25 protein-coding genes are annotated in these 24,204 nt (G+C 68.1%); 16 read left to right on the forward strand and 9 right to left on the reverse strand.

The genetic code is table 11. The annotated features are described in order from the left end of the window. Window position 1: 1 nt before the first annotated feature. Both ACZ3HV_RS36870 and ACZ3HV_RS36875 read left to right on the forward strand, forming a co-directional pair. Complete coding sequence (locus ACZ3HV_RS36870; RefSeq protein ID WP_465691421.1) at window positions 2–427, forward strand: ribulose bisphosphate carboxylase small subunit; 426 nt, start codon at window positions 2–4, stop codon at window positions 425–427. Beyond that, window positions 428–1,378 (forward strand): AAA family ATPase, encoded by a 951-nt coding sequence (locus tag ACZ3HV_RS36875; RefSeq protein ID WP_465691423.1) that lies wholly within the window; start codon window positions 428–430, stop codon window positions 1,376–1,378. It begins immediately after the preceding gene. On the opposite strand, the gene ACZ3HV_RS36880 is transcribed toward ACZ3HV_RS36875, so the two are convergent. Then, complete coding sequence (locus ACZ3HV_RS36880) at window positions 1,333–1,950, reverse strand: hypothetical protein (protein WP_465691425.1); 618 nt, start codon at window positions 1,948–1,950, stop codon at window positions 1,333–1,335. The genes ACZ3HV_RS36875 and ACZ3HV_RS36880 overlap by 46 nt on opposite strands. 142 nt (window positions 1,951–2,092) lie before the next feature. On the opposite strand from ACZ3HV_RS36880, the gene ACZ3HV_RS36885 reads away from it, so the two are divergent. Continuing rightward, window positions 2,093–2,461: a BlaI/MecI/CopY family transcriptional regulator gene (locus ACZ3HV_RS36885; protein ID WP_360368317.1), complete on the forward strand. Its 369-nt coding sequence runs from the start codon at window positions 2,093–2,095 to the stop codon at window positions 2,459–2,461. Window positions 2,462–2,465: 4 nt separating this feature from the next. Further along, window positions 2,466–2,885: a cupin domain-containing protein gene (locus ACZ3HV_RS36890; RefSeq protein ID WP_465691427.1), complete on the forward strand. Its 420-nt coding sequence runs from the start codon at window positions 2,466–2,468 to the stop codon at window positions 2,883–2,885. A 42-nt stretch (window positions 2,886–2,927) separates the two neighbouring features. On the opposite strand, the gene ACZ3HV_RS36895 is transcribed toward ACZ3HV_RS36890, so the two are convergent. From ACZ3HV_RS36895 to ACZ3HV_RS36905, 3 genes are all read right to left on the reverse strand, one after another. Beyond that, window positions 2,928–3,623, reverse strand: a complete 696-nt coding sequence (locus tag ACZ3HV_RS36895) for a hypothetical protein (protein WP_360368323.1) — start codon at window positions 3,621–3,623, stop codon at window positions 2,928–2,930. 127 nt (window positions 3,624–3,750) lie between these two features. Then, window positions 3,751–4,581, reverse strand: coding sequence for an LLM class F420-dependent oxidoreductase (locus ACZ3HV_RS36900; protein WP_465691429.1), 831 nt, complete (start codon window positions 4,579–4,581; stop codon window positions 3,751–3,753). A gap of 105 nt (window positions 4,582–4,686) precedes the next feature. Next, the gene (locus tag ACZ3HV_RS36905; RefSeq protein ID WP_465691431.1) at window positions 4,687–5,433 is read right to left on the reverse strand and encodes a phosphotransferase; all 747 of its coding nucleotides are present in this window, start codon (window positions 5,431–5,433) and stop codon (window positions 4,687–4,689) included. 356 nt (window positions 5,434–5,789) lie between these two features. Here ACZ3HV_RS36905 and ald point away from each other — a divergent pair, with 356 nt between their 5' ends. From ald to ACZ3HV_RS36940, 7 genes are all read left to right on the forward strand, one after another. Further along, window positions 5,790–6,905, forward strand: a complete 1,116-nt coding sequence (gene ald, locus ACZ3HV_RS36910) for an alanine dehydrogenase (RefSeq protein ID WP_360368332.1) — start codon at window positions 5,790–5,792, stop codon at window positions 6,903–6,905. A 5-nt stretch (window positions 6,906–6,910) separates the two neighbouring features. After that, the gene (gene xerD / locus ACZ3HV_RS36915) at window positions 6,911–7,846 is read left to right on the forward strand and encodes a site-specific tyrosine recombinase XerD (RefSeq protein ID WP_465691568.1); all 936 of its coding nucleotides are present in this window, start codon (window positions 6,911–6,913) and stop codon (window positions 7,844–7,846) included. Between the two features lie 299 nt (window positions 7,847–8,145). Then, a complete protein-coding gene (locus ACZ3HV_RS36920; RefSeq protein ID WP_465691433.1) occupies window positions 8,146–9,189 on the forward strand; it encodes a ParA family protein in 1,044 nt (347 codons plus the stop codon). Further along, entirely contained in the window at window positions 9,186–9,539 is a 354-nt protein-coding gene (locus tag ACZ3HV_RS36925; protein WP_465691435.1) for a hypothetical protein, read from the forward strand. Before ACZ3HV_RS36920 ends, ACZ3HV_RS36925 begins: the two co-directional genes overlap by 4 nt. Window positions 9,540–9,541: 2 nt before the next feature. Then, window positions 9,542–10,513 (forward strand): segregation and condensation protein A, encoded by a 972-nt coding sequence (locus ACZ3HV_RS36930; RefSeq protein ID WP_465691436.1) that lies wholly within the window; start codon window positions 9,542–9,544, stop codon window positions 10,511–10,513. Beyond that, a complete protein-coding gene (scpB, locus tag ACZ3HV_RS36935; protein WP_465691438.1) occupies window positions 10,510–11,874 on the forward strand; it encodes an SMC-Scp complex subunit ScpB in 1,365 nt (454 codons plus the stop codon). The genes ACZ3HV_RS36930 and scpB overlap by 4 nt, the downstream gene beginning before the upstream one ends. Beyond that, the gene (locus ACZ3HV_RS36940; RefSeq protein WP_465691440.1) at window positions 11,864–12,598 is read left to right on the forward strand and encodes a pseudouridine synthase; all 735 of its coding nucleotides are present in this window, start codon (window positions 11,864–11,866) and stop codon (window positions 12,596–12,598) included. The genes scpB and ACZ3HV_RS36940 overlap by 11 nt, the downstream gene beginning before the upstream one ends. Window positions 12,599–12,804: 206 nt before the next feature. Here ACZ3HV_RS36940 and ACZ3HV_RS36945 read toward each other — a convergent pair whose 3' ends face one another. Beyond that, a complete protein-coding gene (locus ACZ3HV_RS36945) occupies window positions 12,805–14,454 on the reverse strand; it encodes an APC family permease (RefSeq protein ID WP_465691442.1) in 1,650 nt (549 codons plus the stop codon). A 185-nt stretch (window positions 14,455–14,639) separates the two neighbouring features. Between ACZ3HV_RS36945 and ACZ3HV_RS36950 the strand changes: the two genes are divergently transcribed. Genes ACZ3HV_RS36950 through ACZ3HV_RS36960 form a run of 3 tightly spaced genes read left to right on the forward strand, consistent with a single transcriptional unit; the run spans window position 14,640 to window position 17,784 of the window. Further along, window positions 14,640–15,746, forward strand: coding sequence for a sugar ABC transporter substrate-binding protein (locus tag ACZ3HV_RS36950; RefSeq protein ID WP_465691444.1), 1,107 nt, complete (start codon window positions 14,640–14,642; stop codon window positions 15,744–15,746). Beyond that, entirely contained in the window at window positions 15,743–16,513 is a 771-nt protein-coding gene (locus ACZ3HV_RS36955; protein ID WP_465691446.1) for an ATP-binding cassette domain-containing protein, read from the forward strand. The genes ACZ3HV_RS36950 and ACZ3HV_RS36955 overlap by 4 nt, the downstream gene beginning before the upstream one ends. Further along, the gene (locus ACZ3HV_RS36960) at window positions 16,510–17,784 is read left to right on the forward strand and encodes a sugar ABC transporter permease (protein WP_465691448.1); all 1,275 of its coding nucleotides are present in this window, start codon (window positions 16,510–16,512) and stop codon (window positions 17,782–17,784) included. Before ACZ3HV_RS36955 ends, ACZ3HV_RS36960 begins: the two co-directional genes overlap by 4 nt. A 39-nt stretch (window positions 17,785–17,823) precedes the next feature. Here ACZ3HV_RS36960 and ACZ3HV_RS36965 read toward each other — a convergent pair whose 3' ends face one another. Genes ACZ3HV_RS36965 through ACZ3HV_RS36980 form a run of 4 tightly spaced genes read right to left on the reverse strand, consistent with a single transcriptional unit; the run spans window position 17,824 to window position 21,271 of the window. Beyond that, window positions 17,824–18,225 (reverse strand): response regulator transcription factor, encoded by a 402-nt coding sequence (locus ACZ3HV_RS36965; RefSeq protein WP_360368356.1) that lies wholly within the window; start codon window positions 18,223–18,225, stop codon window positions 17,824–17,826. Window positions 18,226–18,248: 23 nt separating this feature from the next. Beyond that, window positions 18,249–19,628, reverse strand: coding sequence for a CHASE3 domain-containing protein (locus ACZ3HV_RS36970; protein ID WP_465691450.1), 1,380 nt, complete (start codon window positions 19,626–19,628; stop codon window positions 18,249–18,251). Then, a complete protein-coding gene (locus ACZ3HV_RS36975) occupies window positions 19,625–20,293 on the reverse strand; it encodes a response regulator transcription factor (RefSeq protein WP_465691452.1) in 669 nt (222 codons plus the stop codon). Before ACZ3HV_RS36975 ends, ACZ3HV_RS36970 begins: the two co-directional genes overlap by 4 nt. Window positions 20,294–20,353: 60 nt before the next feature. Continuing rightward, a complete protein-coding gene (locus tag ACZ3HV_RS36980) occupies window positions 20,354–21,271 on the reverse strand; it encodes a hypothetical protein (protein WP_465691454.1) in 918 nt (305 codons plus the stop codon). A 150-nt stretch (window positions 21,272–21,421) separates the two neighbouring features. Here ACZ3HV_RS36980 and pafA point away from each other — a divergent pair, with 150 nt between their 5' ends. Beyond that, window positions 21,422–22,783: a Pup--protein ligase gene (gene pafA, locus ACZ3HV_RS36985; RefSeq protein WP_465691456.1), complete on the forward strand. Its 1,362-nt coding sequence runs from the start codon at window positions 21,422–21,424 to the stop codon at window positions 22,781–22,783. A gap of 52 nt (window positions 22,784–22,835) precedes the next feature. After that, window positions 22,836–24,131 (forward strand): GNAT family N-acetyltransferase, encoded by a 1,296-nt coding sequence (locus tag ACZ3HV_RS36990; protein WP_465691458.1) that lies wholly within the window; start codon window positions 22,836–22,838, stop codon window positions 24,129–24,131. The last annotated feature ends 73 nt before the right edge of the window (window positions 24,132–24,204 follow it).

Genomic DNA, 24,204 nt, shown 5'->3' on the forward strand with positions numbered 1-24,204 from the left:
CATGCAACTGCGTCACGGGACTTTCTCCTACCTGCCCGACCTCACCGACGACGAGATCGCCGACCAGATCCGCTACGCCCTGCGGCACGGCTGGCCGGTCTCGGTGGAATACACCGACGACCCACACCCGCGCAACGTCTACTGGGAGATGTGGGGGCTGCCGCTGTTCGACCTGGACGAGCCGGACGGGGTCCTTGCCCAGATCAACGAGTGCCGCGCCACGTACCCGAACCACTACGTGCGAGTACTCGCGTACGACGCCAGCCTCGGCCGGCAGACGACCGCGATGCACTTCCTGGTGCAGCGGCCCGCCGACGAACCCGGATTCCTGCTGGCCCGGGTCGAAGGCCCGGACCGGACCCAGCGCTATGCCGTATCGCCGTACGCCACCACGCGCCCGGCCGGAACCCGCTACGGGGACGGATAGATGAGCGGGTTCGGCGTACCTCGTCCGGCGGAGCCCGAGGAGGTCGCGGAACCGGTGCTGCTGACCGACGACGCCGAGCTCGATCTCTCGGTGGACGAGGCCGTGGCCAGGGTCGAGGACACCCTGGCCGCCCTCGACGCGGAGCTGGTCGGGCTGGCGTCGGTCAAGCGCCGGGTGCGCGAGATCGCCTCGCTGCTCCTGGTCGACCGCGCGCGTGGTCAGTTCGGGCTGACGTCGTCCCGGCCGACCCTGCACATGAGTTTCACCGGCGGGCCCGGAACCGGGAAGACGACGGTGGCGCTCCGGATGGCCGCGATCCTGCACGCGCTCGGGTACATCCGGGCGCCGCGGGTGCACACGGTCACCCGTGACGACCTGGTCGGCCAGTTCATCGGGCATACCGCGCCGAAGACCAAGGAGGCGATCGCGCGGGCGGCCGGTGGGGTGCTGTTCATCGACGAGGCCTACTACCTGTTCCGGCCCGACAACGAACGGGACTACGGGCAGGAGGTGATCGAGATCCTGCTCACCGAGATGGAGAACGAGCGCGGCGACCTGGTCGTCATCTTCGCCGGGTACCCGGACCGGATGGCGACGTTCTTCTCGGCGAACCCGGGCCTGAGCTCGCGGGTCCCGCACCACATCGCCTTCGAGGACTACAACCACGCCGAGCTCGTGCAGATCGCCGACCTGATGCTGACGTCGGAGAACTTCCGCTTCGACGAGGCCGCGCACGCCGCGTTCTCGGAGTACCTGACCCGGCGGATGCGGCGGCCGCGGTTCTCCAACGCGCGCAGTGTGCGCAACGCGATCGAACGGTCCCGGCTCCGCCAGGCCCGGCGGCTGGTCGAGCTGCGCCGGCCGTTGCGCAAGGAGGATCTCGTCACGCTGACGGCCGACGACATCTACGGCAGCAGCGTCTTCGTCGCGGAGCCGGCCGAGTCACAGTAGGCCACCGACGTGACCCTGCCCTCCACCTCGTCCCAGAGTGCGTCGAGCTTCGCGCACAGCGTCCGCGCGACGTGGCCGGGGAAGCCGGTGTGGGGCAGATGTGGGTGGGGACGCGTCGGTGCGGCGACGACGGCTCGCGTGAACCTTTCCCGCACGCGAGCCTCGTCGTCGGAGTCGAGGTGCTCGCCGAGCATCGCCGCGAGCCGTCGCTCGGCGGCGATGGTCCGGGTGAGGTGGTTGTGGACGCCGCCCCAGACCGAGGCCCACGGCATGTGGACTGTCTGGGCCTGGCCGTACTCCTTCGCCTTGGCCCTCACCAGCGTGTGCTCGAGGCGCCGGATCGCCTGCAGGTGGTCGCGAACCTCGGCCCGTCCGGCGGGGAGGTACTGCACGACCGACGGCAGCAGGACCCGGGTGGCCGCGGCCGTGTGGCGACTGGCCTGGGCGAGGAACCGGTCGGTGTTCATCCGTGCGTCGCCGGGCTTGGCCGGCGCCCCGCGGTGGGCGGCTGTCCGTAGCAGGTTCAGCAGGGCGGCGTGGCGTTCTTCGACTTCGCTCAAGAGGGTTTGCATCGGGGACCACCTCGCGAGTTCGGGGCTGGGAGCTCCGAGTCTCCGGGTCGATTCACAAGCGCACAAGGTTGATCTTCGGCTCACCCGGGCGCTCACCCCTGTGGGTCAGGGAAGGCGCTGGACACCGGCGTAGAAGTAGGTGGTGGACAGACGGATCGGCTCGTCGCGACGCGGGTCGGGCGAGCTCGAGAGCGCCGTACTCGCGACGTTGTGGGCTGCCGAGGGACCGCTGTCTCCGGTCGAGGTACAGGCCGCGATGGCCGGCGATCTGGCCTACAACACCGTGCACACCATCCTGGTCCGGCTCGGCCGGAAACGACTGGTCGCCCGGGTTCCGACCGGCTGCCGCGCTCGCTACCGCGCGACCAAGAACGCAGCCGAGTTCGCGGCGGAGCAGATGCATGCGGCACTGGGCTGGGGATCAGACCGAACGGAGGTGCTGCGACGCTTCGTCGCCTCGCTGGATGCCGCTGACGCCGCCGTCCTGCGAGCCTTGCTCACGCGACAATGAGCGCATGGAGAAGCCTGACTCGGCGGAGTTGCTGGACCTGGAGCCGCATCCGGAAGGCGGGTGGTACCGGGAGACGTGGCGGTCGGACGCCGAGTTCGAACCCGAGGGGTACGGCGGGGTCCGGGCCAGCGCGACCGCGATCTACTTCCTGCTCGGACCGGGCGAGGAATCGCGCTGGCATCGAGTCCGATCAGCCGAGATCTGGCTGTGGCACTCCGGCGGGCCGCTCACACTGCAGTACGGCGAGACGCCGGAACAAGCCGACGCGGTCACCCTCGGACCGGATGTGGGCGCGGGGCAACAACCCCAGGTGGTGATCCCGGCCGGTGCCTGGCAGGCGGCGCGACCGGCCGGGGATCAGGCGGTGCTGGTGTCCTGCGTGGTGTCGCCCGGCTTCGATTTCGCCGACTTCACCATGCTCTGAATCCGGACTCTGAATCCGGCTCTGAATCCGGGCTGTGAGTCCTCAGGTCTGCGGTACGACGGACTCGCCGGTGCTCACCTCCGGAAGGTGCTCGCGGACCATGTAGCCGCCGGCGCAGGCGATCCAGACCGCGGACAGCAGCAACGGGATGCCGGTCATCAGGAAGCCGCCGGCCACGAACGAACCGTCGGTGGCGAACACGCCGAACGCGCCGGCGAACGACACCACGGCAGCCGCCAGGGCGAGGTACCCGAGCCAGTTCGGCATCACGTGGGTGCGCAGGACACCGATCCCGGCCGCGGCCAGCGGCAGGACGGCGGCGAACCCGATCATCGTCGTCATCACCGCGGTCAGCTGGTACAGCATGACGGTGATCGCGGCGTCCCGGCCGTCGATGCTGAAGGCGGTCGCGGCGATCAGGCACGCGTTCACGAAGATCGCGGCGCCGACCAGCACCGAGCCCGCGAGGATCGCCAGGTGCACGTCACTGCGCTCGTTCCGCTCCCGGATCGCCTCGGCGAAGGCCGCGGCGAACCAGATGATCAATCCGGCCGCGGCGCTCCACATCAGCGCGGAGATCAGCATCGAGGTCCGGGTGTCGTTGAGGAAACTCGTGATCGTGCCCTCGGACTCGTCGACCGTGGGGAGACTGCCGGGCAGGAACCTGCCCAGGAGTGCGAGGACGACGAAGGCCAGTCCGGCGAAGCCACCCCAACGCAACTCATGTCGCTCAGTCATGGGGAACACCTCCAGTGCGCGCACCCCGACGCAGGGTGCGTCTACTGCTGATATTCCTCCGCTTGAAGCGGTCGTCAAGGGGTGCCGTCCGGCGAACAGGCGCGTCGTCGGACGGCTTCGCGAACCCCTACTGGAGAACGGTTGCCAGGGCTTCGTAGCCGGGCAGCAGATCGATGCCCTCGCGCCCCAGCTGCTGGATGGCGACGTGGTCGGCGCCCGCGTCCAGGTGGGCTTTCAGCCCCGCGGCGATCTCCACTGCCGAGCCGTGCAGCACCAGCGCGTCGACCAGTTCGTCGCTGCCGCCGTCGGCGATGTCGTCGTCGGTGAACCCGAGCCGCTTCAGGTTCGCCACGTAGTTGCTGAGCTGCAGGTACGACGCCAGGTAGTCGCGACCGGTCGAGCGGGCGATCTCGGGGTCGGTCTCCAGCACGACCTTCTGCTCCGGTGCGAGCAGCACGCCGCCGCCGAGCGTACGGCGTGCCTCGCGAGTGTGCTCGGGTGTCGTCAGGTACGGCAGCGCGCCCGCGGTGCGCGTGCCGGCCACGTGCAGCACCTTCGGGCCGAGGGCGGCCAGCGCCTGCCGGTCGACCGGGACCTTCGCATCGTCGAGGTCGTCGAGGTAGCCCACGATCGTCTCGTACGGCGACCGGTACTCGCCGGTGCGCTCCGGGTGACCGATGCCGACGCCGAGCAGGAACCGGCCCGGGTGCTCGTCCTCGAGCCGGTGGTACGACTCGGCCACCGCGGCCGCCGGCGTCTTCCACATGTTCACGATGCTGGTGCCGACGGCAACGGAGTTCGTTGACGCGAGCAACACTTCGGCCTCGCGCAGGTGGGCCTCCGGAGAGGCACCCAGCCACAACGCTCCGTACCCGGCCCGCTCCAGACCCGCCGCCAGCTCCGGTCCCCAGTGCTGAGGTCCGTGCCAGACGCCGTACCGTCCCAGTTCGACCGCCACGCCGTACTCCTCTCGTCGTCCTTGCCAGGGTGCAACTGGGAGCGGGCGGGCTCCATTCCAAGCATCCCTGACCGGCCGGTAGGTCCGTCAATGATGGCTGTCACGTCAGAGGTGGGCGCCGATCTCCGGAACGCGACGTTGCAGGTCCTTCAGTCGACGCTCGGTGCGTTCGGGTTCACCGACCGTACCGAGATTGAGCATGCCCGGGTCACCGGCGACCTGTCCGGCGCGGATGACGCGTGCTGACCGCTGCGCCCGGATCGGTGCGCCGTCCAGGATCTGCCGCGGCGTGAACACGTCACCGCCGTACGAGGTGGCCATCAGGCGCAGTCGCGCGGCCTGGTAGGCGGGGTCCATCGGGACGGCGAGCGGGACCGTGTTCCACGCGGTGAACGCGATGTCGTCGAGCCGGACGCCCGGCCCGGCCATGTCCCAGTCGATCACGCCGCTGAACCCGTCCGCGGAGCCGATCCAGTTGTAATACCCGTAGTCGTGCATGCAGATGATCTGATCGGCCGCGAGTTCGCTGCGGCTGGTCCGCCACACGATCTCGCCCTCGGGCCGGTACGACGCGACCACCCGGTGATAGTCCGCGAGCCACCGTATGGCGTCCGCGAGCACCTCGTCCGCTACTTCGGGGCCGTACGACGTACCCGGGAGGTAGTCGAGGATCTCGCGGCCCTGGTCGTCGAAACCGTGCACCCGCGGGACGCCGGTCAGGCCGGCGTCCGCGAGGTAGTTGAGCAGGCCATGAACTGCCGGCGTCCACGGGCCGGTCGCGCGCCGGACCGTGTCGCCGACCCGGACCGCGCCGCCGACGTTGCCGCCCGGGAGAGCGATCTCAGCGTCCATGTCAGAACCTTCCCTCAAACGATTGGAATGGGGGTACTGGAAGAGCAGGAACGTTGGCTTTTCGGGGCAGTGCAAGACTGGTGTAAAGACAGACGTGGAGATTGCGTCAAGATTGCGCAAAGCCTGCGAGGCAAGGGATTCCGGTGCGAACGTCACGGGGTGCCACCGCGTCTTATAGGAGTGTAACCGAACCGCCGGGCAACAGTTCTGCGAGTCGTACAACGATCAGACCATCCGGTCGAGTGGTATGAACTTCGCGGGCTTACACTCAGCAGCGACCTGGCATCACCCCTCACGCCGGGCCGCGGACACAACGACGTGGGCCGCACACCTGGATCGGGAAAGAAGGGCGAGCTGTGAAGGTCGGAGTTCCGAAGGAAGTCAAGAACCACGAATATCGGGTGGCGATCACCCCGTCCGGAGTGCACGAGTTCGTGCGCAACGGGCACGAGGTTCTGATCGAGCAAGGGGCGGGGAGCGGTTCGCTGATCCCCGATGACGAGTTCGTCGCGGCGGGGGCGCGGATCCTTCCGACGGCGGACGAGGTCTGGGCAGAAGCCGAGCTGGTGCTCAAGGTGAAGGAGCCGGTGGCCGAGGAGTACCACCGGATGCGCAAGGACCAGGTCCTGTTCACCTACCTGCACCTGGCCGCCAGTCGGGAGTGCACCGACGCGCTCCTGGAGTCCGGAATCACCGGGATCGCGTATGAGACGGTCCAGTTGCCGGACGGATCGCTGCCGCTGCTGGCTCCGATGAGCGAGGTGGCCGGCCGGCTCGCGCCGCAGTCCGGCGCGTACCACCTGATGGCGCAGGGCGGCGGCCGTGGCGTGCTGCTCGGCGGCGTGTCCGGCGTGCACCCGGCCCGCGTGGTGATCATCGGCGCGGGCGTCTCCGGCATGAACGCGGCCGCGATCGCGCTCGGCATGCAGGCACAGGTCCAGCTGTTCGACCGCAACATCGCCCGGCTACGCGAGGCGGACCGGATCTATCAGGGCCACCTGCTGACGATCGCCGCGAACTCGTACGAGATCGAGCGCGCGGTGCTCGAGGCCGATCTGGTCATCGGCGCCGTGCTGGTCCCCGGCGCCAAGGCGCCGAAGCTGGTCAGCAACGACCTGGTCCGCCGGATGAAGCCGGGCAGCGTGCTCGTCGACATCGCCATCGACCAGGGCGGCTGCTTCGAGGACTCGCGTCCCACCACGCACGCCGACCCGGTCTACAAGGTCCACAACTCCCTGTTCTACTGCGTCGCCAACATGCCCGGCGCGGTGCCGAACACCTCGACGTACGCACTCACCAACGTGACGCTGCCGTACGCGATCGAGCTGGCCAACCTCGGCTGGCGGGAGGCGCTGAAGCAGGACCACAGCCTGGCGCTCGGCCTGAACACCTTCGACGGGCACGTCACCTACGGCCCGATCGCCGAGGCGCACGACCTGTCCCAGCGCAAGCTCGACGAGGTGCTCGTCTGAGCACAATTCCGGGTATCGCCCGGGCGGTCAGCGCTTACCTGGACCACCTCACGGTGGAACGCGGCCTGGCCGCGAACACTCTGGCGTCGTACCGGCGTGACCTGCGCCGGTACGGCGACTACCTCGCGGGGGCCGGGATCGACGACCTCGGCCGGATCTCGGAGGCCGCGGTCAGCGACTTCCTGATGCGGTTGCGCGAGGGCGACGCCGACCATCCGCCGCTCACCGCGTCCAGCGCCGGCCGGACGGTGGTCGCCGTCCGCGGCTTTCATCGGTTCTGTCTGCGGGAAGGGCTCACCGCGGTGGATCCCGCGGCGGCGGTGAAGCCGCCCGCGCCGCCGCAACGGTTGCCCAAGGCACTGTCCGTCGACGAGGTGACCAGGATCCTCGCCGCAGCCGCGGGGGCTGAAGCGGAGCCCGCCGTACTGGCAACCCGGGATGCTGCCCTGCTGGAGTTTCTCTACGGCACCGGCGCTCGGATCTCCGAGGCGGTCGGGCTGGACGTGGACGACATCGACCTGGAGACCAATGCGGTTCTGCTGCGTGGCAAGGGCAGCAAGGAGCGGGTCGTCCCGGTCGGGTCCTACGCCCGCGAGGCGTTGTCGGCGTACCAGGTCCGTGGCCGTCCGGAGTTGGTGTCTCGTGGTCGGGGCACTCCTGCCCTCTTCCTGAACGCTCGCGGCGGCCGGTTGTCGAGGCAGAGCGCCTGGACAGTACTGCGAAGGGCCGCACAACGCGCCGGGATCGCCAAGGAGATCTCCCCGCACACCCTCCGCCACTCCTTCGCGACCCATCTCCTGGACGGCGGCGCCGACGTCCGAGTAGTCCAAGAACTCCTCGGCCACGCCTCCGTCACCACCACCCAGGTCTACACCCTCGTCACCGTCGACAAACTCCGCGAGGTCTACGCAACCTCCCACCCCCGCGCCCTCTCCTCATGACCGACATCCAGGCCGCCGCACGCGCAGCTCGTGTCCGCGGCGGCGGGGGGTCCGGCGCTTCGTCGTGCCGAGTTTCGGGGAATCGCGGAGCTCGTGAAACTGTAGCCCCGGTGCTGGATGATCGGGGACTGTGTGCGATCATCTGATTACGGTTGGTCATCCGGATGGGGTGATCGGCCGTGTCCGGAGCTTTGTCGACAAACCACCCCACCCCGGTGCGGAGTGGCTGGTTGAGAGTGCTTGAATGCACGCTTACAGTCGCTGGGATCGCCCGTATCGGTTGAAAGGTTTGACGAGTCATGAACGAGTCGACATTCCCGGGCACCGAGCAGTTCCCGTCGCCGGCCCAGCCGATCGCGCCGACGGTCTCCCAGCCGGTTGCCACCCCGCAGCCGCAGCGGAACCTGACCCCACCCGACAACTATGCGGAGATGCCGAGGCCGACGGCCAAGCTCACCGCGGAGGACATCGCACCTGTGAATGACGCGCACGGTCCGAGGAACAAGATCGGACCGACCGGCCGGCCGTTGCCGGACTTGCCGGTGCCGCAGCCGCCGACGAAGACCGGGCCGGCGCAGGTGATCGCGATGTGCAACCAGAAGGGTGGCGTCGGCAAGACCACCACCACGATCAACCTCGGCGCGGCGATCGCCGAGACCGGCCGCAAGGTGCTGCTGATCGACTTCGATCCGCAAGGCTCGGCCTCGATCGGGCTCGGCGTGCAGCCGCACGACCTGGAGCTGTCGGTCTACAACCTGCTGATGCAGCGCGACATCACCCCGGACGAGGTGATCCGGCCGACCCGGGTGGACAACCTCGACCTGCTGCCGGCCAACATCGACCTGTCCGCGGCCGAGGTGCAGCTCGTCCAGGAAGTCGCCCGCGAGTACACCCTGCAGCGGGTGCTCGAGCCGATCATCCCGCACTACGACGTGATCCTGATCGACTGCGCACCGTCGCTCGGTCTGCTCACCGTGAACGCGCTGACCGCGTCGAACGGCATCGTCGTACCGCTGGAGTGTGAGTTCTTCGCGCTCCGCGGACTGGCCATGCTGACCGACACGATCGGCAAGGTGCAGGACCGGCTGAACCCGAAGCTGGAGATCGTCGGGATCCTCGGCACCATGTTCGACGGGCGTACGACGCACGCCCGGGAGGTCCTCGACCGCGTGGTCCAGGCCTTCGACGAACGTGTCTTCCACACCGTCATCCGGCGTACCGTCAAGTTCCCCGAGACCACGGTCGTCGGCGAGCCCATCACGACGTATGCCCCGTCCTCGTCCGCGGCGCACCAGTACCGCGATCTTGCCAAGGAGGTGCTGGCGCGTTGTCCCGCCGGGTGAGCCTGCCAGGTGCCAGTGAACTCTTCGGGGGTGCGGCACCGAAGCAGACCAGACCCGAGAAGCGCACCACCACCGATGGACCGTCGACCGCCTCCGTGCGGTCCCGCACGGCCGTCGACGACGACCGCAGATCGAGTGGTCGGATCCGCCACGACACGAAGATCACCGTGTACGTGACGGAGGAGGAGCTACTCGGCTTGGAACAGACACGACTCGCGCTCCGGGCCGAGCACGGGTTGATGGCCGACCGCGGCCGGATCGTCCGCGAGGCGATCGACGTACTGCTGGCCGACTTCGTCGACCACGGGCCGGACTCGGTGCTGGTACGGCGGCTCAAGGCCTCGGAGTGACTGTGTCGGACTCGTTACCCTTGGAACTGCCCTCGGGGGATGCTCGTGCTGTTGCCGAGGGCAAGGGTTTCAGCGTCCACCTGGTCAACTTCGAGGGGCCGTTCGACCTGCTGCTGCAGTTGATCAGCAAGCACAAGCTGGACATCACCGAGATCGCCCTCTCGGTGATCACCGACGACTTCATCGCGCACATCAAGGCGCTCGGGTCGGAGTGGGACCTGGACCAGACGTCGGAGTTCCTGCTGATCGCGGCGACGCTGCTCGACCTCAAGGCGGCGCGGCTGCTGCCCAAGGGCGAGGTCGAGGACGACGAGGACCTGGCGCTGCTGGAGGCGCGGGACCTGTTGTTCGCGCGACTCTTGCAGTACCGCGCGTTCAAACAGATCGCGGTGCTGATGCAGGAGCGAATGGCACAGGAGTCGCGCCGCTTCCCGCGCGCGGTCGGCATGGAGCCGCGATTCGCCGAACTGCTGCCGGAGGTACTGCTCGGCATCGACCCCGCCGGACTCGCCGCCCTGGCCGCCCGCGCGCTGGCGCCCAAGACCGACGTACCCGAAGGTGTGTCACTCGCCCACTTGCACGCGCCGACGGTGACGGTCCGCGAACAAGCAGTCGTGATCGTCGACCGCCTACGTCGTCAGCGCAGCACGACCTTCCGTGCCCTGGTGTCGGATTCCCCCGACACCGTCACCACCGTCTGCCGCTTCCTGGCTCTCCTGGAACTCTTCCGCGAGGCCGCCGTAACCTTCGACCAGGTAACGCCGCTCGGCGAACTAACCATCCGCTGGACCGGCTCCGACGAGGGCGAAGTAGACGTCTCCGACGAATTCGACGAGGAATCCCAGCCCCCGCCCGAAGACGGCGAGGCCCCTACGGTCTCCGACGACACCACCTTCCTGGAACCGGGCGAGTCCCTCACCGAAGAAGACGCCCCCCAGCCGCCCCACGAACCCAACGAGACGGCAAACCAGTGACCGAACCAACCACCCCAACCGACCCCGGCGCCCCAGCCCAGTCCAGCGACGCTGCGGAAGTCAACCCCGAGGCCGGTGCGCCAGATCAGGCCGCCCCGTCTGCCGAGGACGCCGACAGCGTGTCCGCGTCTGCTGCTGATGACGAGCCGGCGGGAGCCGAGTCCGCCGCCGACACCACCTCCGCCGACTCCGCTGACGAGGCTGACTCCGTGGAGAACGTCGTACCGAGTGACGTTGAGGACGACCTACTAGAGGACGAGGACCACCTCCCGCCCGGGCAGACCGAGGTGCCCGTCGGGGAGGAGGTGGTGATCGACGACGACACCATGCGCCGCGCCCTCGAGGCCATCCTGATGGTGACGGACGAGCCGCTACCGGTGCTGACGTTGGCGCGCGCGGTCGGCCGCCCCACAGGCGACGTGTCAGCAGCGCTGAGCACCCTGGCCGAGGAGTACACCGATCAGGGCCGCGGCTTCGATCTCCGCGAGGTAGGCGGCGGCTGGCGCTACTACACCCGCGTCGAGGCAGCGCCGTACGTAGAACGCTTCGTCCTCGACGGCCAGCAGGCCCGGCTCACCCAAGCCGCGCTCGAAACCCTGGCCGTAGTCGCCTACAAACAGCCGGTCAGCCGAGCCCGAGTCTCCGCCATCCGCGGCGTGAACGTCGACGGCGTCGTGCGTACGCTCGTCGCCCGCGGCCTGGTAGAGGAGGCCGGCTCCGACACCGAGTCCCAGGCAACGCTCTACCGCACCACGTCGTACTTCCTGGAGCGCATGGGCATGCACTCCCTCGACGACCTCCCCGAACTAGCCCCCTACCTCCCCGACATGGACGACATCGAGGACGAACTAGCCGCCCAAACCCTCCCACCCCCCACCTCGCCAGAAGCCACGCCCACCGAAGACAACCCAGGTACGTCGCCCACCGACGAGGCGGCCGTTGACGAGCCAAGTACGCCGCCCACCGACGAGGCTGACGCAGACGAGCTATCGGCGGACCAGTCGGATGACGCTGACACGGGCATCGACGGCGACCTGAGGGCCGGCGAGCCGGCCGACCTCGATGTCGATGAGGAGCATGACGTCGACGAGGGTGCGGATGGGATCGGGGCGGGTGCAGACTCGGATCGGGTGGAGTCGGCGGACGAGTTGGCCGGCCAATCGGAGCCGGCGGACGGCGCCGAGCACCTCGAACACGAGCTGGCCGATGAAGCAGACCCCGAGGACGGCACCGCGGGAGCAGAACCCGCGGATGGGTCTGTGGGTGTAGGGCCGGCGGGTGGGGCTGACGGGTTGGTTGGGGCGGATCGCGGGGCTGATGGGGATTCGGGGTCCCGGGAGGAGGTGCGGGATGGGGGATGAAGCTGGGATTCGGTTGCAGAAGGCGTTGGCTCAGGCCGGCGTGGCCAGTCGGCGGAATGCTGAGCTGATGATCGAGCAGGGCCGGGTCGAGGTTGATGGCGCGGTGGTGACCGAGTTCGGGGTGCGAGTGGATCCTGAGGTGTCGGTCATCCGGGTGGACGGCGAACGGATTCCGCCGGTCAGCGCCCACGTCTACCTCGTACTGAACAAGCCCCGCGGCGTGGTCACCACGATGGCCGACCCCCAAGGCCGGCCCTGTATCGCCGACTACGTGCAGGATCGCTCGGAGCGCCTCTTCCACATCGGCCGGCTCGACACCGACACCGAGGGGTTGCTGCTGCTCACGAACCACGGTGAGTTCGCGCACCGTCTCGCGCATCCGTCGTACGAGGTCTCCAAGACGTACGTCGCCGAAGTCGAAGGCAACGTTAAACCGGGAGTACTGCGCAGACTCCTCGACGGTGTCGACCTCGACGACGGCCCGGCGCAGGCGGACACGGTGAAGGTCATCTCCAGCATCCGCGGCCGCACCCTCATCCAGATCGCCTTGCACGAGGGCCGCAACCGCATCGTCCGCCGGATGTTCGACGCCATCGGCCACCCGGTCAAACGCCTCACCCGTACCGCCATCGGCCCGGTCCGCCGCGGCAACCTCCACACCGGCGAGCTCCGCCCCCTGGACCCCAAGGAACTAGGCCAACTCCTGGACCTGGTCGACCTCTAGCCGGGACCTGACACAAGAACCCGAGGGCTGAGACACGTCATACCGTGTCCCAGCCCCCGCGAACCCCTCCAAGCCCCCGCCACCGGGCCGAAGGCTGCTGGGACCCCCGCCACTCACCAACGTCGCGTGGCGGGGTCACATCACGCTCGCCCGGCGACCGCGGCCGCCCCTGATCGGCGCTTGGTGAGTGCGGGAGGTCCGCCCGCTCACGACGCCAGGTCCGCCTCCTCCGGTACGACGATCTGGTCGACCATGTGCTGGATCTGCTCGGCCGGCAGCGCCACCGCGATCGCCCAGAAGTAGATCGCCAGACTGAAGACAGCGACCACCACGATGTCCCACCACAGCGGGAACCACGGGTGCTTCAACGGCCCGAAGTCACTCAGATAGACGATCAACCCCATCCCAACCAGATACACCGGCAGCCACTGCGCCGCCCGCAGGTCGAGCTGCGGCGTGATCGAGTTCAGCTTGAACACCCGGTTGCCGATCAGAATCACGTACCCGATCAGAATCGCGACCCCAAGCTTCCAGTCCGTCGTCCACCCCGACCAGAGAATCAGCAGGTTCGCGACCACGAACGCCAGCGGCGACAACCAACTGGCGCGAGGCAGCCGGTACGGGCGATAGGCCTCAGGCAACCGACTCCGGAACACCCCCAGCGACAACGGCGCACCGGCATACATCAACACACTCGCACTCGTGATCAGCCCGACCAGCGACCGCCAACTCGGGAACGGCAGGAAGCAGATGCACCCGATCACAAAGGCCGCGATCAGCCCGACCCACGGCACACCGCGCCGGTTGGTCCGCTCGAAAACCGAAGGCACATAGCCGTTCCGGCTCAGTCCGTACGACACACGCGAGCTGCCCGTGATGTAGATCAGACCGGTGCCGCCGGGGGAGACGATAGCGTCGATGTAGAGGATCGCGGCCAGCCAGCCGAGGCTGAGCAGCGACGCGAGCTGCGCGAACGGACCGGTCAGCGCGCCGAAAGCCGCGGTAGACCAGGTGCCTTTGACCTGATCCGCGGGAAGCGCCGCGATGAACACGATCTGCAGCAACACATAGATGACCGCACCGATCACGATCGAGCCGATCACCGCGCGCGGAATGTCCCGCCGCGGATTGCTGCTCTCGCCGGCGAGCTGGTCGGCCTGTTCGAACCCGAGGAGCGCGAAGATGATGCCGCTGGTCGAGACCGCGGACAGGATGCCCTTGGCGCCGTACGGGTTGAAGCCGTCCGCGGCGGTGAAGTTGCTGCCGTGGAACTGGGCGATCGCGAGCACGAAGATCGTCAGCAGCGGAATGCCGACCTTCCACCAGGTCGCCGTACTGTTGGTCCGGGCGAGCAGCCGGATGCTGAGGAAGTTGATCGCAGTGATCGCCGCCATCAGCAGGATCGCCACTACGATCCCGCTCCCGGTGAGAATGTGCTGCCCGTTGGAAGTCTTGAGCCAGCCGTTCGCCCACGAGTAGTGCTGGCCGTAGGTGATCATCGCGAGCACCTCGATCGGCGCCACCGTTGCCGCCTGCAGCCAGGAGAACCAGCCGAAGGAAGCGCCGGCCGCGCCGCCGAAGGCGTAGTGCGGGAACCGGGCCGTACCGCCGGAGACCGGATACATGCCGCCCAGCTCGGCGTGCACGAGCGCCAGGATCAGGATCGCGGCGCCGCCGATCACCCAGGAGATGATCGCCGCGGGGCCTGCCGTGGACAGTGCGCCTTGCGCTCCGAACAACCAGCCGGAGCCGATGATCGATCCCTCCGAGGCCCAGATCAAGCCGACGAAACCGATGTCCCGCTTCAGCCCCGGCCGGCTCTGCCGGGCCGAGGGTGTTGCCGCAGAAATGGCCATGGCAGCACCATGACGCGGCTTGGACCGGTGCGGCAGTAACGCTGACTGCAGTCCCGGACCCCCCGCTAGCCGGTACGGCGGGTTGCTGCTGGCAGCCAACGCGGATGGATGCCAGCGGCGACGATTTCCCGCCGGGTAGATCGCATGCTGACGGGAGAAACCTGCGGCGAGCCGAAGGACCCACGATGCGAACACCTACGTTGCGAACACCAGTGAAGGCCGTGGCGCTGACCACGGTGCTGCTGGCCGGACTAGTTGCCTGTGGCAATAACAACAACCCGTCGACGAGCAGTAGCGCTCCGCCGGCCAACACCAAGGTCGGCATCCTGCTGCCCGACACGGCGTCCTCGCCGCGCTGGGTCTCCGCCGATCCCAACGAGCTGCGCAAGCAATGCGCCGACAACAAGCTCACCTGCTACATCGACAACGCGAACGCCAGCGCGACCACGCAGGAGGCGCAGGCCCAGGCGTTGATCAACCAAGGCGTCGGTGTACTGCTGGTGACGAACCTCGACTCGGGATCCGGCAAGGCGATCGAGTCGCTCGCCAAGCAGCACAACGTGGTCACGATCGACTACGACCGCCTGACCACCGGCGGCACCGCCGAGTACTACGTCTCCTACGACAACGTGAAGGTCGGCGAGGACCAGGGCACCGCGTTGACCCAGTGCCCGCAGGTGCAGGGCAAGACCACGGTCGGGTACGTCGATGTCGACGGGGCACCGACCGACAACAACGCGACGTTGTTTGCCCAGGGCTACAACTCGGTACTGTCGAAGCAGCCCGGCTGGACGAAGCTCGCCGAGCAGACCGGCAACTGGGATCCCGCGACCGCACAGACCGTGTTCACCACGATGCTGGGCCAGCACCCGAACCTCGGCGCGGTCATGGTGGCCAACGACACCATGGCGCAGTCCGTCATCAACGTACTGAAGTCACAGGGCCTGGCCGGCAAGGTCGCGGTGTCCGGGCAGGACTCCACCGCCGGCGGCCTCGACAACGTCATGGCCGGCACCCAGTGCTTCACCATCTACAAGCCCGTCGCGGGTGAGGCCGACGTCGCGATCAAGCTCGCGGGTCAGATCCTGGCCGGCCAGAAGCCGACCGCCCCGGCGACGACCAAGGACCCGACGACCGGTCGCGAGGTCCCGTCGTACCTGGCAGACCCGACCGTGATCACCAAGAAGAACGTCGCTCTGCCGGTCACCGATGGCTACGAGACCGCAACCTCGGTCTGCCCGACTCCCGCGCTCGTGAAGGTGTGCGCGGAGAACGGAATCCACACCCCGTGACGACTCTCGAACTGCGCGGCGTCGGCAAGTCGTTCGGCCCGGTCCTGGCGCTGTCGGCCGTCGACTTCGACGCCGCGGCAGGTGAAGTCACCGCCCTGGTCGGCGACAACGGTGCGGGCAAGTCGACGCTGGTCAAGTGCATCGGCGGCATCCACCGCATCGACGCGGGCGAGATCCGGATCGACGGTACGCCGCAGCACCTGCACGAACCGAGGGACGCGGCGCAGCTCGGCATCGAGATCGTCCACCAGGACCTGGCGCTCTGCGACAATCTCGATGTCGTCGGCAACATGTTCCTCGGCCGCGAGAAGATCACCCGGTTGCACACGCTCGACGAGAACGCGATGGAGCAGCTGGCCCAGCAGACCCTGGCCGCGCTGTCGGTCCGGACCGTCCGTTCGGTCCGGCAACGAGTGGCCAGCCTGTCGGGCGGCCAGCGGCAGACCGTCGCGATCGCCAAGTCCGTGCTGTGGAGCTCGAAGATCGTCATCCTCGACGAGCCGACCGCGGCGCTCGGCGTGGCCCAGACCGAGCAGGTGCTCGACCTGGTCCGCCGGCTGGCCGATCGCGGGGTTGCCGTGGTCCTCGTGTCGCACAACATGAATGACGTCCTGAAGGTGGCCGACTCGATCGCGGTCCTCTTCCTGGGCCGGATGGCCGCGCAGGTACGGCGTACCGATGTGAACCAGACGCAGGTGGTCGAGCTGATCACCACCGGCCGTTCGGGCGAGCTCGGGTTGCCTACTGAGATCGGAGCGACCACGTGAATGCCCAGGTCGTCGAAGCCGAGGCGCCGGAACGCAAACCGGTCAAGGGCCCGAGCGCGCTCAGCGCCTATGTGCGGGACTATTTGGCCCGCCTACGAGGTGGCGAGCTCGGGTCGGCTCCGGCCGTGGTGGGCCTGGTAGTCATCACCGCCTTCTTCGCGATCGTGCACCAGGGCTTCCTGAGCGCCTACAACCTGGAGGCTCTCGTCATCCAGGCCGCACCGATCATCGTGATGGCGATGGGGCTGGTCTTCGTTCTGCTGCTGGGGGAGATCGACCTGTCGGCAGGCACCACCGGCGGTCTCTGTTCGGCGATCATGGCGGTGCTGATGCTGCGGCACGGCGCGCCCTGGTGGCTCGGAGTCCTCGCCGGCCTCGCGGTCGGACTGGTGATCGGGTTCGTGATGGGGTGGCTCCGCGCCCGCGCCGGTATCCCGTCGTTCGTGATCACGCTGGCGACGTTCCTGGCGTTCCAAGGGGCGACGCTCATCCTCGTCGGCGGCCAGGGTTCGGTGATCCTGCCGGGCGGCTCGCCGATCATCGCGTTGGAGAACAGCTTCCTCCCGCTGTGGCTGGGCTGGACCCTGCTCGCGGTATTCGTCCTCGGCTACGCGGCGATCAAACTGGCCGACGCCCGCGGCCGACGCCGTACCGGGCTTTCTGCCACACCGGTCCCGGTGATCGTGGCGAAGGTGGTTGTGGTGGCGGTGCTCGGCAGCGCGTTCACCTACGAGATGGGCATCAACCGCAACCTGATCACGAACGCGTTCTTCAGCAACAAAGCGCAGGGCGAACCGTGGGTGGTCGTCCTGCTGGTGCTGTTGTTCGTGGTCTGGCACTTCACGCTGAGCCGTACCCGCTACGGCCGGCGGGTGTACGCCGTCGGCGGCAACGAGGAGGCCTCCCGGCGTGCTGGTGTGGCCGTGTCGCAGATCCGGATCTCCGTGTTCGTGATCTGTTCCGGCATGGCCGCGATCTCCGGCGTGGTGGCGGCCTCGCTGCTGCAGTCGGTCCAGTCGAACGCCGGCGCGGGCAACACGCTGCTGCTGGCGGTCGGCGCTGCGGTGATTGGCGGCACCTCGTTGTTCGGTGGCCGTGGCCGGATGATCGACGCCGTTCTCGGCGGTCTGGTGGTTGCCGTGATCATCAATGGCATGAGCGACCTGATCCAGGGTGCGAACTCCTCGGGCTACGAGTGGGTCGTCACCGGTGCGGTGCTGCTGCTCGCGGCCGGCTTCGACGCGGTCGTCCGGCGCGGCCGATCCGGCTGAGCAGGCCTGTCAGGCACTACACCGCGATGCCACCGGCAATCAGTTGCCGGTGGCATCGTTCAGTAGTCCCTGGATGGCGCCGGCCGACAGCCTTGACTTCGCCACGAAGCCGATCGCGGGACTCGCCGCGATCAGGTCCGCGTAGTCCTGCTCGGCATGGGTCGAGATCAGGATCATCGGCGTCGCCGAGCCGGCCGAGCGCAGCCGCGTGACCAGGTCGAGGCCGCTCTCCCCGCCGAGGTCGATGTCGACCAGTACGACGTCGGGCCGCAGCCGCTCGACCAGGTCGGTGGCTTCGGCTGAGGTTGTCGCCGTACCGACGACGGCGACCCCCTCGCGCACCAGCAGTCCGCGCGCCGAATCGAGGAAGCGCCGGCTGTCATCAACGATCAGGCACCGCACCATGCTGACCAGCATCGCAGTGCTCGACCCCGCTGACATTCCTGCTGCCTGCACAATGTCGCTCAAGTGATCGGCAGGGACACCGAGAGCGTTGTGCCTTCTCCTACAGGGCTTTCGACCACGAGCGTTCCACCGAGTGCCTGCACGCGGTCGTCGAGCCCGATCAGCCCGGAACCCTTCGTCGGGTCCGCGCCGCCGGCGCCGTCGTCCTGGACGCACAGTCGCAGCCGACCGTCCTCGAGGTGGGCCTCGACGGATGCGTACGACGCGCTCGCATGCTTGGCCGCGTTCGTCAGGGCCTCGGAGACCACGTAGTACGCGGCAACTTCGATCGGTGGTGGGAGGCGGTCGGCGAAGTCCACCTCGACCTCGACCGGGAGTTTCGACCGGCGCGCGAGCGTGCGCACCGCCGGACCGATGCCGCCCTCGGACAGGATCGCCGGGTGAATGCCACGCGCGATCTCGCGCAGCTCGTCCAGGGTGACAGACAGGCCATCAGCGACCTCGTCGAGCTGCGGAAGCGAATCCGGGCTGTCCGCCTGAATCGCTCGTACGTCGAGAGCCAACGAGACCAGGCGTTGCTGGATCCCGTCGTGCAGGTCCCGCTCGATCCGCCGGCGCGTCTCGTCTGCCGCCCTGACGAGGCGTGCCCGGGACGCAGCCAGATCGGCGGTGGCCTCGCCCAGTGAGTCGGCCATCGTGTTGAACGTGCGCTCCAGCGTGCGGATCTCGCCGACACCCTTTTCAGGAACGCGTACGTCGAGGTCGCCGGCGGCCAGCCGGTCCGCCATCGCCGCCGTCACCAGCACCGGCCGGACGATCGCCCGGGTGAGGTAGATCGTGAAGCCCAGGACGAGGACCACGGAACCGACGAGACCAGTCGTGGCAGCCAGCGCAGCCCGGCCGGCGATCGTATCCGAGTGCGACTGCTCGGCCGCCGACGCCTGCTGCTCCGCGCCGATCAGCTGGTCGAGGACCGATCTGATCGCGGTGACCCGGCGAGCGCCTTCGGCGATGACGGCCTCGGTCCGCGCCGACGTCGGGTTCCGCCGGGCCGCCTCGACCTGCGGCAGCGAGTAGTCGCGCAGGTAGGAGGTCACGTCCTGGCTGACCTCCTCGGCGCGGGTGAGCTGGCCCGGGCTGCCCGCCACCAACTGGTCCAGCGCTGACGTCTGCGCCGGCAACTCCGACTGGGCCATCTGCCACGGCTGCAGGAACTTCTCCTGACCGGTGATGACGAAGTCGCGCTGCCCGGACGCCAGGTCGGACACCAACCGCTCCACCTGATGAGCATTGGTGAGAACCGCTGCCGAATGCCTGGCCTGCTGCTCCGACCCACGGAGGTCCTGGACCGAGAAGAGCAGTACTGCGAACCCGGTGCCGACCAGCAGCATCAGCAGTCCGCTGGCGATGGCGACCCGGCGCGCGACTCCGCCGCTCACGTCGACCTGCGGTGAGTGCCGCCCAGGTAGGTCAGGACCGCGAGGACGCGGCGGTGATCGTCGTCGGCCTCGGGCAGGTCGAGCTTGGTGAGGATGCTGCGGACATGCTTCTCGACCGTCCCCTCGGTGACCCACAGCCGGCGGGCGACACCGGCGTTCGAACGGCCTTCCGCGACCAGCGCCAGTACCTCCCGTTCGCGATCGCTGAGGGCCTCCAGCGGGTCGTGGCGGTGCCGGGTGTCGACCAGCTCCTGCACCACAGCGGGATCGACCACCGACCCACCGCGGGCGACCCGCCGCAGACTCTCGAGGAACTCCTCGACGTCCGTCACCCGGCTCTTGAGCAGATAGCCCACGCCATGGCCGGCCGCCATCAGCTGGATCGCATGCTCGACCTCCACATGCGCCGACAACAGCAGTACGGCGGTCTCGGGGTACTCGCGCCGGATGACGTCGGCCGCATCCAGCCCCTCGGTCGAATGCAGAGGCGGCATCCGAATGTCGACGATGACCAGATCAGGCCCCTGACTCCGCACCACAGCCAGCAACTCCGGCCCGTCCCCAGCCTGCCCCACGACCGAGAACCCGGACCGCTCCAGCAGACTGGCCAGCCCTTCACGCAGCAGCACATCGTCGTCCGCGATCGCCACCCGAGTCAGGCCCATGGTCAATACCTCCACCGGCCAGTGTTACACCCGAAAATCAGGAACAAAGGTGGCGGGTGCTCACTCGCCGTAGAGCTTCGGGGCCTCCGGAGCGTCGCCGTAGAAGCGGAAGTACGTCTTGTCGGCGAACTCGGTGCCTACCTGGCCCAGACCCTTGATCACTGTTGCGGCGCCGTTGGCGTGGCTGACGGCGTACAGGTAGGCGATCCGGGTGTCCTTGTCGATACCCAGCAGCAGAGTGCTCTGGCTGCCGCACCTCTCCGCGATCAAGGTCTCGAAGCCCTGCCAGGTGGCGGTGCGGACCTTCTTCACCACCGGAGTGCCGGTCACCGGGATCCGGATCGTGTAGAGCGCGCCACCGCGCGTACTGGCCAGGAAGGTGTCGTAGGTCCGGGTCTGGCTGATCAGAGTCATCGTCTTCAGCGTCGAGAAGCCCTGGTACGCCGCTTTGCTGCGCCACGCCAGCTTGTCCACGGTCCACCGCCAGATGACGCCGCCCTGCAATGCGTAGGTGTTGGTCCGCGAGTAACCGGGGTCGGAGTACCTCGACTCCTCGAAGTACGTGTACCCGGGAGTCCAGCCGCCGCCGACCCGCCACTGCTTGACCGAGTCCGGGTCGAGCTGACCGGTGGTCTGGTCGACGACGTAGTCGAACCCGTACAGCTCGTTGACGATGGTCACGTACCCACTGCGCGCCAGACCGGACGGCGGATCCAGCTGCTGCCCGACCGCACCGGCGAGCCGGACCTGGTCGACCGGGAACAGCCCGGCCGGTCCGACGGCCGGCTTGGTCGTGGTCACAGGCGAGGTCGCGGTGATCCTCTGGAACTTGTGATCGCCCGCGCTCGTCACCGCCCCGAGAGTGAGCCCGCAGGTCGCAGTCGCCCGCCCGGCATCGGCCTGCGCCGATCCGGGCGTCAGTACGGCCGCCAGCAGCGCCGTACCGAGCAGTGCCGCGGTGGTCCGCGTCTTCTTCATCCGGCCTCCAGAACGACGTTGTAGTCACCGAGCACGATGCAGGTGACGGCCGGAAAGTTGGGCGCTGGTTGACATCAAAGGGATAACACCGGACGACGGCGCGCCTGAGACATGACCCGGTTGTCGGAAGGGCGCCGTAGTGTGGGTGATGTGAACCGGCGAATCTTCGGTCTGGAGAACGAGTACGGCGTCACCTGTACGTTTCGCGGTCAGCGCCGACTGACCCCCGACGAGGTGGCGCGGTACCTGTTTCGGCGGGTCGTGTCCTGGGGGCGGAGCAGCAACGTCTTCCTCCGCAACGGGGCGCGGCTCTACCTCGACGTGGGCTCCCACCCGGAGTACGCGACCGGGGAGTGCGACTCGGTCACCGACCTGATCGCGCACGACAAGGCCGGTGAGCGGATCCTCGAGGGTCTGCTGGTCGACGCGCAGAAGCGGCTGCACGACGAGGGCATCTTCGGCGACGTGTACCTGTTCAAGAACAACACCGACTCGGCCGGCAACAGCTACGGCTGCCACGAGAACTACCTGGTCAGCCGGCACGGCGACTTCGCCAAGCTCGCCGACGTGCTGATCCCGTTCCTGGTCACCCGGCAGCTGATCTGCGGGGCCGGCAAGGTGCTGCAGACGCCGCGCGGCGCGGTCTACTCGGTGTCGCAGCGGGCCGAGCACATCTGGGAAGGCGTTTCCAGCGCGACCACGCGGTCCCGCCCGATCATCAACACCCGCGACGAGCCGCACGCGGACGCCGAGCGGTTCCGCCGGCTGCACGTGATCGTCGGCGACTCGAACATGTCCGAGACCACGATGCTGCTGAAGGTGGCCAGCACCGACCTGGTGCTGCGGATGATCGAGGCCGGCATCGTGATGCGCGACCTGACCCTGGACAACCCGATCCGCGCGATCCGCGAGATCAGCCACGACATGACCGGCCGCCGCGAGGTCCGGCTGGCGAACGGGCGCGAGGCCAGCGCCCTCGACATCCAGGGTGAGTACCTGACGAAGGCGCGCGACTTCGTCGACCGCCGCGAGCTCGGGACGCCGGCGGTGGAGCGGGCGCTGTCGCTGTGGGAGCGGACGCTGAAGGCGATCGAGTCCGGCGACCTGACTGGGATCGAGCGCGAGATCGACTGGGTGATCAAGTACCGGCTGATCGAGCGCTACCGCCAGCAGAACAACCTCGGCCTGGCCAGCCCGCGGGTCGCGCAACTCGACCTGGCCTACCACGACATCCACCGCCCCCGCGGTCTGTACTACCTGCTCGAGCGCAGGGGCGCCGTCACCCGCGTGGTCGACGACCTGCGCGTCTTCGAGGCCAAGTCGGTGCCGCCCCAGACGACCCGGGCCCGGCTCCGCGGTGAGTTCATCAAGCGAGCGCAGGAGCGCCGCCGCGACTTCACCGTCGACTGGGTCCACTTGAAGCTCAACGACCAGGCCCAACGCACCGTCCTCTGCAAAGACCCCTTCAAGTCCCACGACGAACGAGTCGAAAAACTCATCGCCAGCATGTAGAGCTCGCCTAAATGGAGTGCCGGCCTGACCGCCTGTCCGTAGAAACGGTGACATGGCGATCATCGAGGTCAGGCCGGTCACCCGGGCCGAGACCAGGGAGTACCTGCGCGTCCTGCCGTACGTGAACGGCTTCCCGCAGGAGGAGCCCGAACCGTCAGCCTGGTACGCCGGTCGGGCCGCCTGGCCGCCGCAGGTCCCGGCGACCGAGGAGCAGCTCGATCGGTACGTCGAGGAGGCGCAGAGCGACTGGTTCCGTCCGCAGGCGGCGTTCGTGGACGGCAGGATCGCCGGCGGTTCGGCGATCGTGTCGGTTCAGGTCACCCTTCCCGGTGGGGCGCGGGTGCCGCTCGGCGGTGTCACGTCGACTGCGGTGTTGCCGACGTACCGGCGGCGGGGGCTGCTGCGGAAGATCATGACCGCGATGCTCGACGACTGCCGGCAGCGCGGTGAGTTCTTGGCTGGGTTGAGTGCGAGTGAGGGCACGATCTACGGGCGGTATGGGTTTTCGCCGGCGACCTTCCAGCACCGGTGGGAGGTCCGTCGTACCGACGCTGTGTTCCGCGCGGACTTCAGCGACTCGGGTTCGCTCGACTTGGTGGATGGAGTGGTCGCGGCTGGCGTGTGGCCGGTGTTGCATGAGCAGGTGCGCGCGGTGCGGGTGGGCGAGATCAGTGCGCTTCCGGGCAAGTGGGATGGGCTCGGAACAGCCGGAATGCCCGCGGACGGCTCCGGACCGGCGCATCATCTGGTGCACCGGAATGCTGACGGCGATGTCGATGGTGCGGCGTTGTTCCGGTTGCCATGGTCGCCGGATGCCGAGCAGGCCGGCGTACTGCAGGTTGAGGCCTTCGAAGCGCTCACGTTTGATGCCTACCGGGCGCTGTGGGGGTTGCTGCTCGACTTCGATCTCACGACGCGCGTGGTCGCGGCCAAGCGGCCGGTTGATGAGCCACTGCGCTGGATGTTGACGAATCCACGCGTGCTGAAGGTCACTCGTACGCGTGACAACCTCTGGCTGCGGATTCTCGACGTACGCGCGGCTTTGGAAGCACGCACGTACACCGCGAGCGGATCGCTCGTGCTGGATGTGTCGGACGACCTGTGTCGGTGGAATGCCGGGCGATGGCGGCTGGATGCTTCGCCGGATGGAGCGAGCTGTTCGCCGTCGGATGCGGCAGCAGACATCAGCCTGAGCGTGAACGAGTTGGGTTCGCTGTACCTCGGTGGAGTCGGAGCGACCGTACTGGGACAGGCTGGACGGATCACTGAGCACGGCACCGGCGTATTGTCGCTGGTGGACGCGATGTTCCGGCAGGACCGAGCTCCGCACAACGCCGTCGGCTTCTGAGGCTGGGTGACTGTGCGTGGTGTGATGTAACGGTGACGCGGGCGGGCGGTGGCGGGGTTGGGTGCGCAGGCTA

It is taken from the genome of Kribbella sp. NPDC020701 (genome assembly GCF_055562215.1).

Bases quoted from the DNA above. Each gene is read 5' to 3' on its own strand.
- ACZ3HV_RS36905 (WP_465691431.1), bottom strand. From the start codon at position 5,433: ATGGACGCTGAGATCGCTCTCCCGGGCGGCAACGTCGGCGGCGCGGTC.
- ACZ3HV_RS36940 (WP_465691440.1), top strand. From the start codon at position 11,864: ATGGGGGATGAAGCTGGGATTCGGTTGCAGAAGGCGTTGGCTCAGGCC.
- ACZ3HV_RS36990 (WP_465691458.1), top strand. From the start codon at position 22,836: ATGGCGATCATCGAGGTCAGGCCGGTCACCCGGGCCGAGACCAGGGAG.
- ACZ3HV_RS36880 (WP_465691425.1), bottom strand. From the start codon at position 1,950: ATGCAAACCCTCTTGAGCGAAGTCGAAGAACGCCACGCCGCCCTGCTG.
- ACZ3HV_RS36920 (WP_465691433.1), top strand. From the start codon at position 8,146: ATGAACGAGTCGACATTCCCGGGCACCGAGCAGTTCCCGTCGCCGGCC.
- ACZ3HV_RS36890 (WP_465691427.1), top strand. From the start codon at position 2,466: ATGGAGAAGCCTGACTCGGCGGAGTTGCTGGACCTGGAGCCGCATCCG.
- ACZ3HV_RS36980 (WP_465691454.1), bottom strand. From the start codon at position 21,271: ATGAAGAAGACGCGGACCACCGCGGCACTGCTCGGTACGGCGCTGCTG.
- ACZ3HV_RS36895 (WP_360368323.1), bottom strand. From the start codon at position 3,623: ATGACTGAGCGACATGAGTTGCGTTGGGGTGGCTTCGCCGGACTGGCC.
- ACZ3HV_RS36975 (WP_465691452.1), bottom strand. From the start codon at position 20,293: ATGGGCCTGACTCGGGTGGCGATCGCGGACGACGATGTGCTGCTGCGT.
- ACZ3HV_RS36875 (WP_465691423.1), top strand. From the start codon at position 428: ATGAGCGGGTTCGGCGTACCTCGTCCGGCGGAGCCCGAGGAGGTCGCG.
- ACZ3HV_RS36950 (WP_465691444.1), top strand. From the start codon at position 14,640: ATGCGAACACCTACGTTGCGAACACCAGTGAAGGCCGTGGCGCTGACC.
- ACZ3HV_RS36870 (WP_465691421.1), top strand. From the start codon at position 2: ATGCAACTGCGTCACGGGACTTTCTCCTACCTGCCCGACCTCACCGAC.
- ACZ3HV_RS36945 (WP_465691442.1), bottom strand. From the start codon at position 14,454: ATGGCCATTTCTGCGGCAACACCCTCGGCCCGGCAGAGCCGGCCGGGG.
- ACZ3HV_RS36965 (WP_360368356.1), bottom strand. From the start codon at position 18,225: ATGTCAGCGGGGTCGAGCACTGCGATGCTGGTCAGCATGGTGCGGTGC.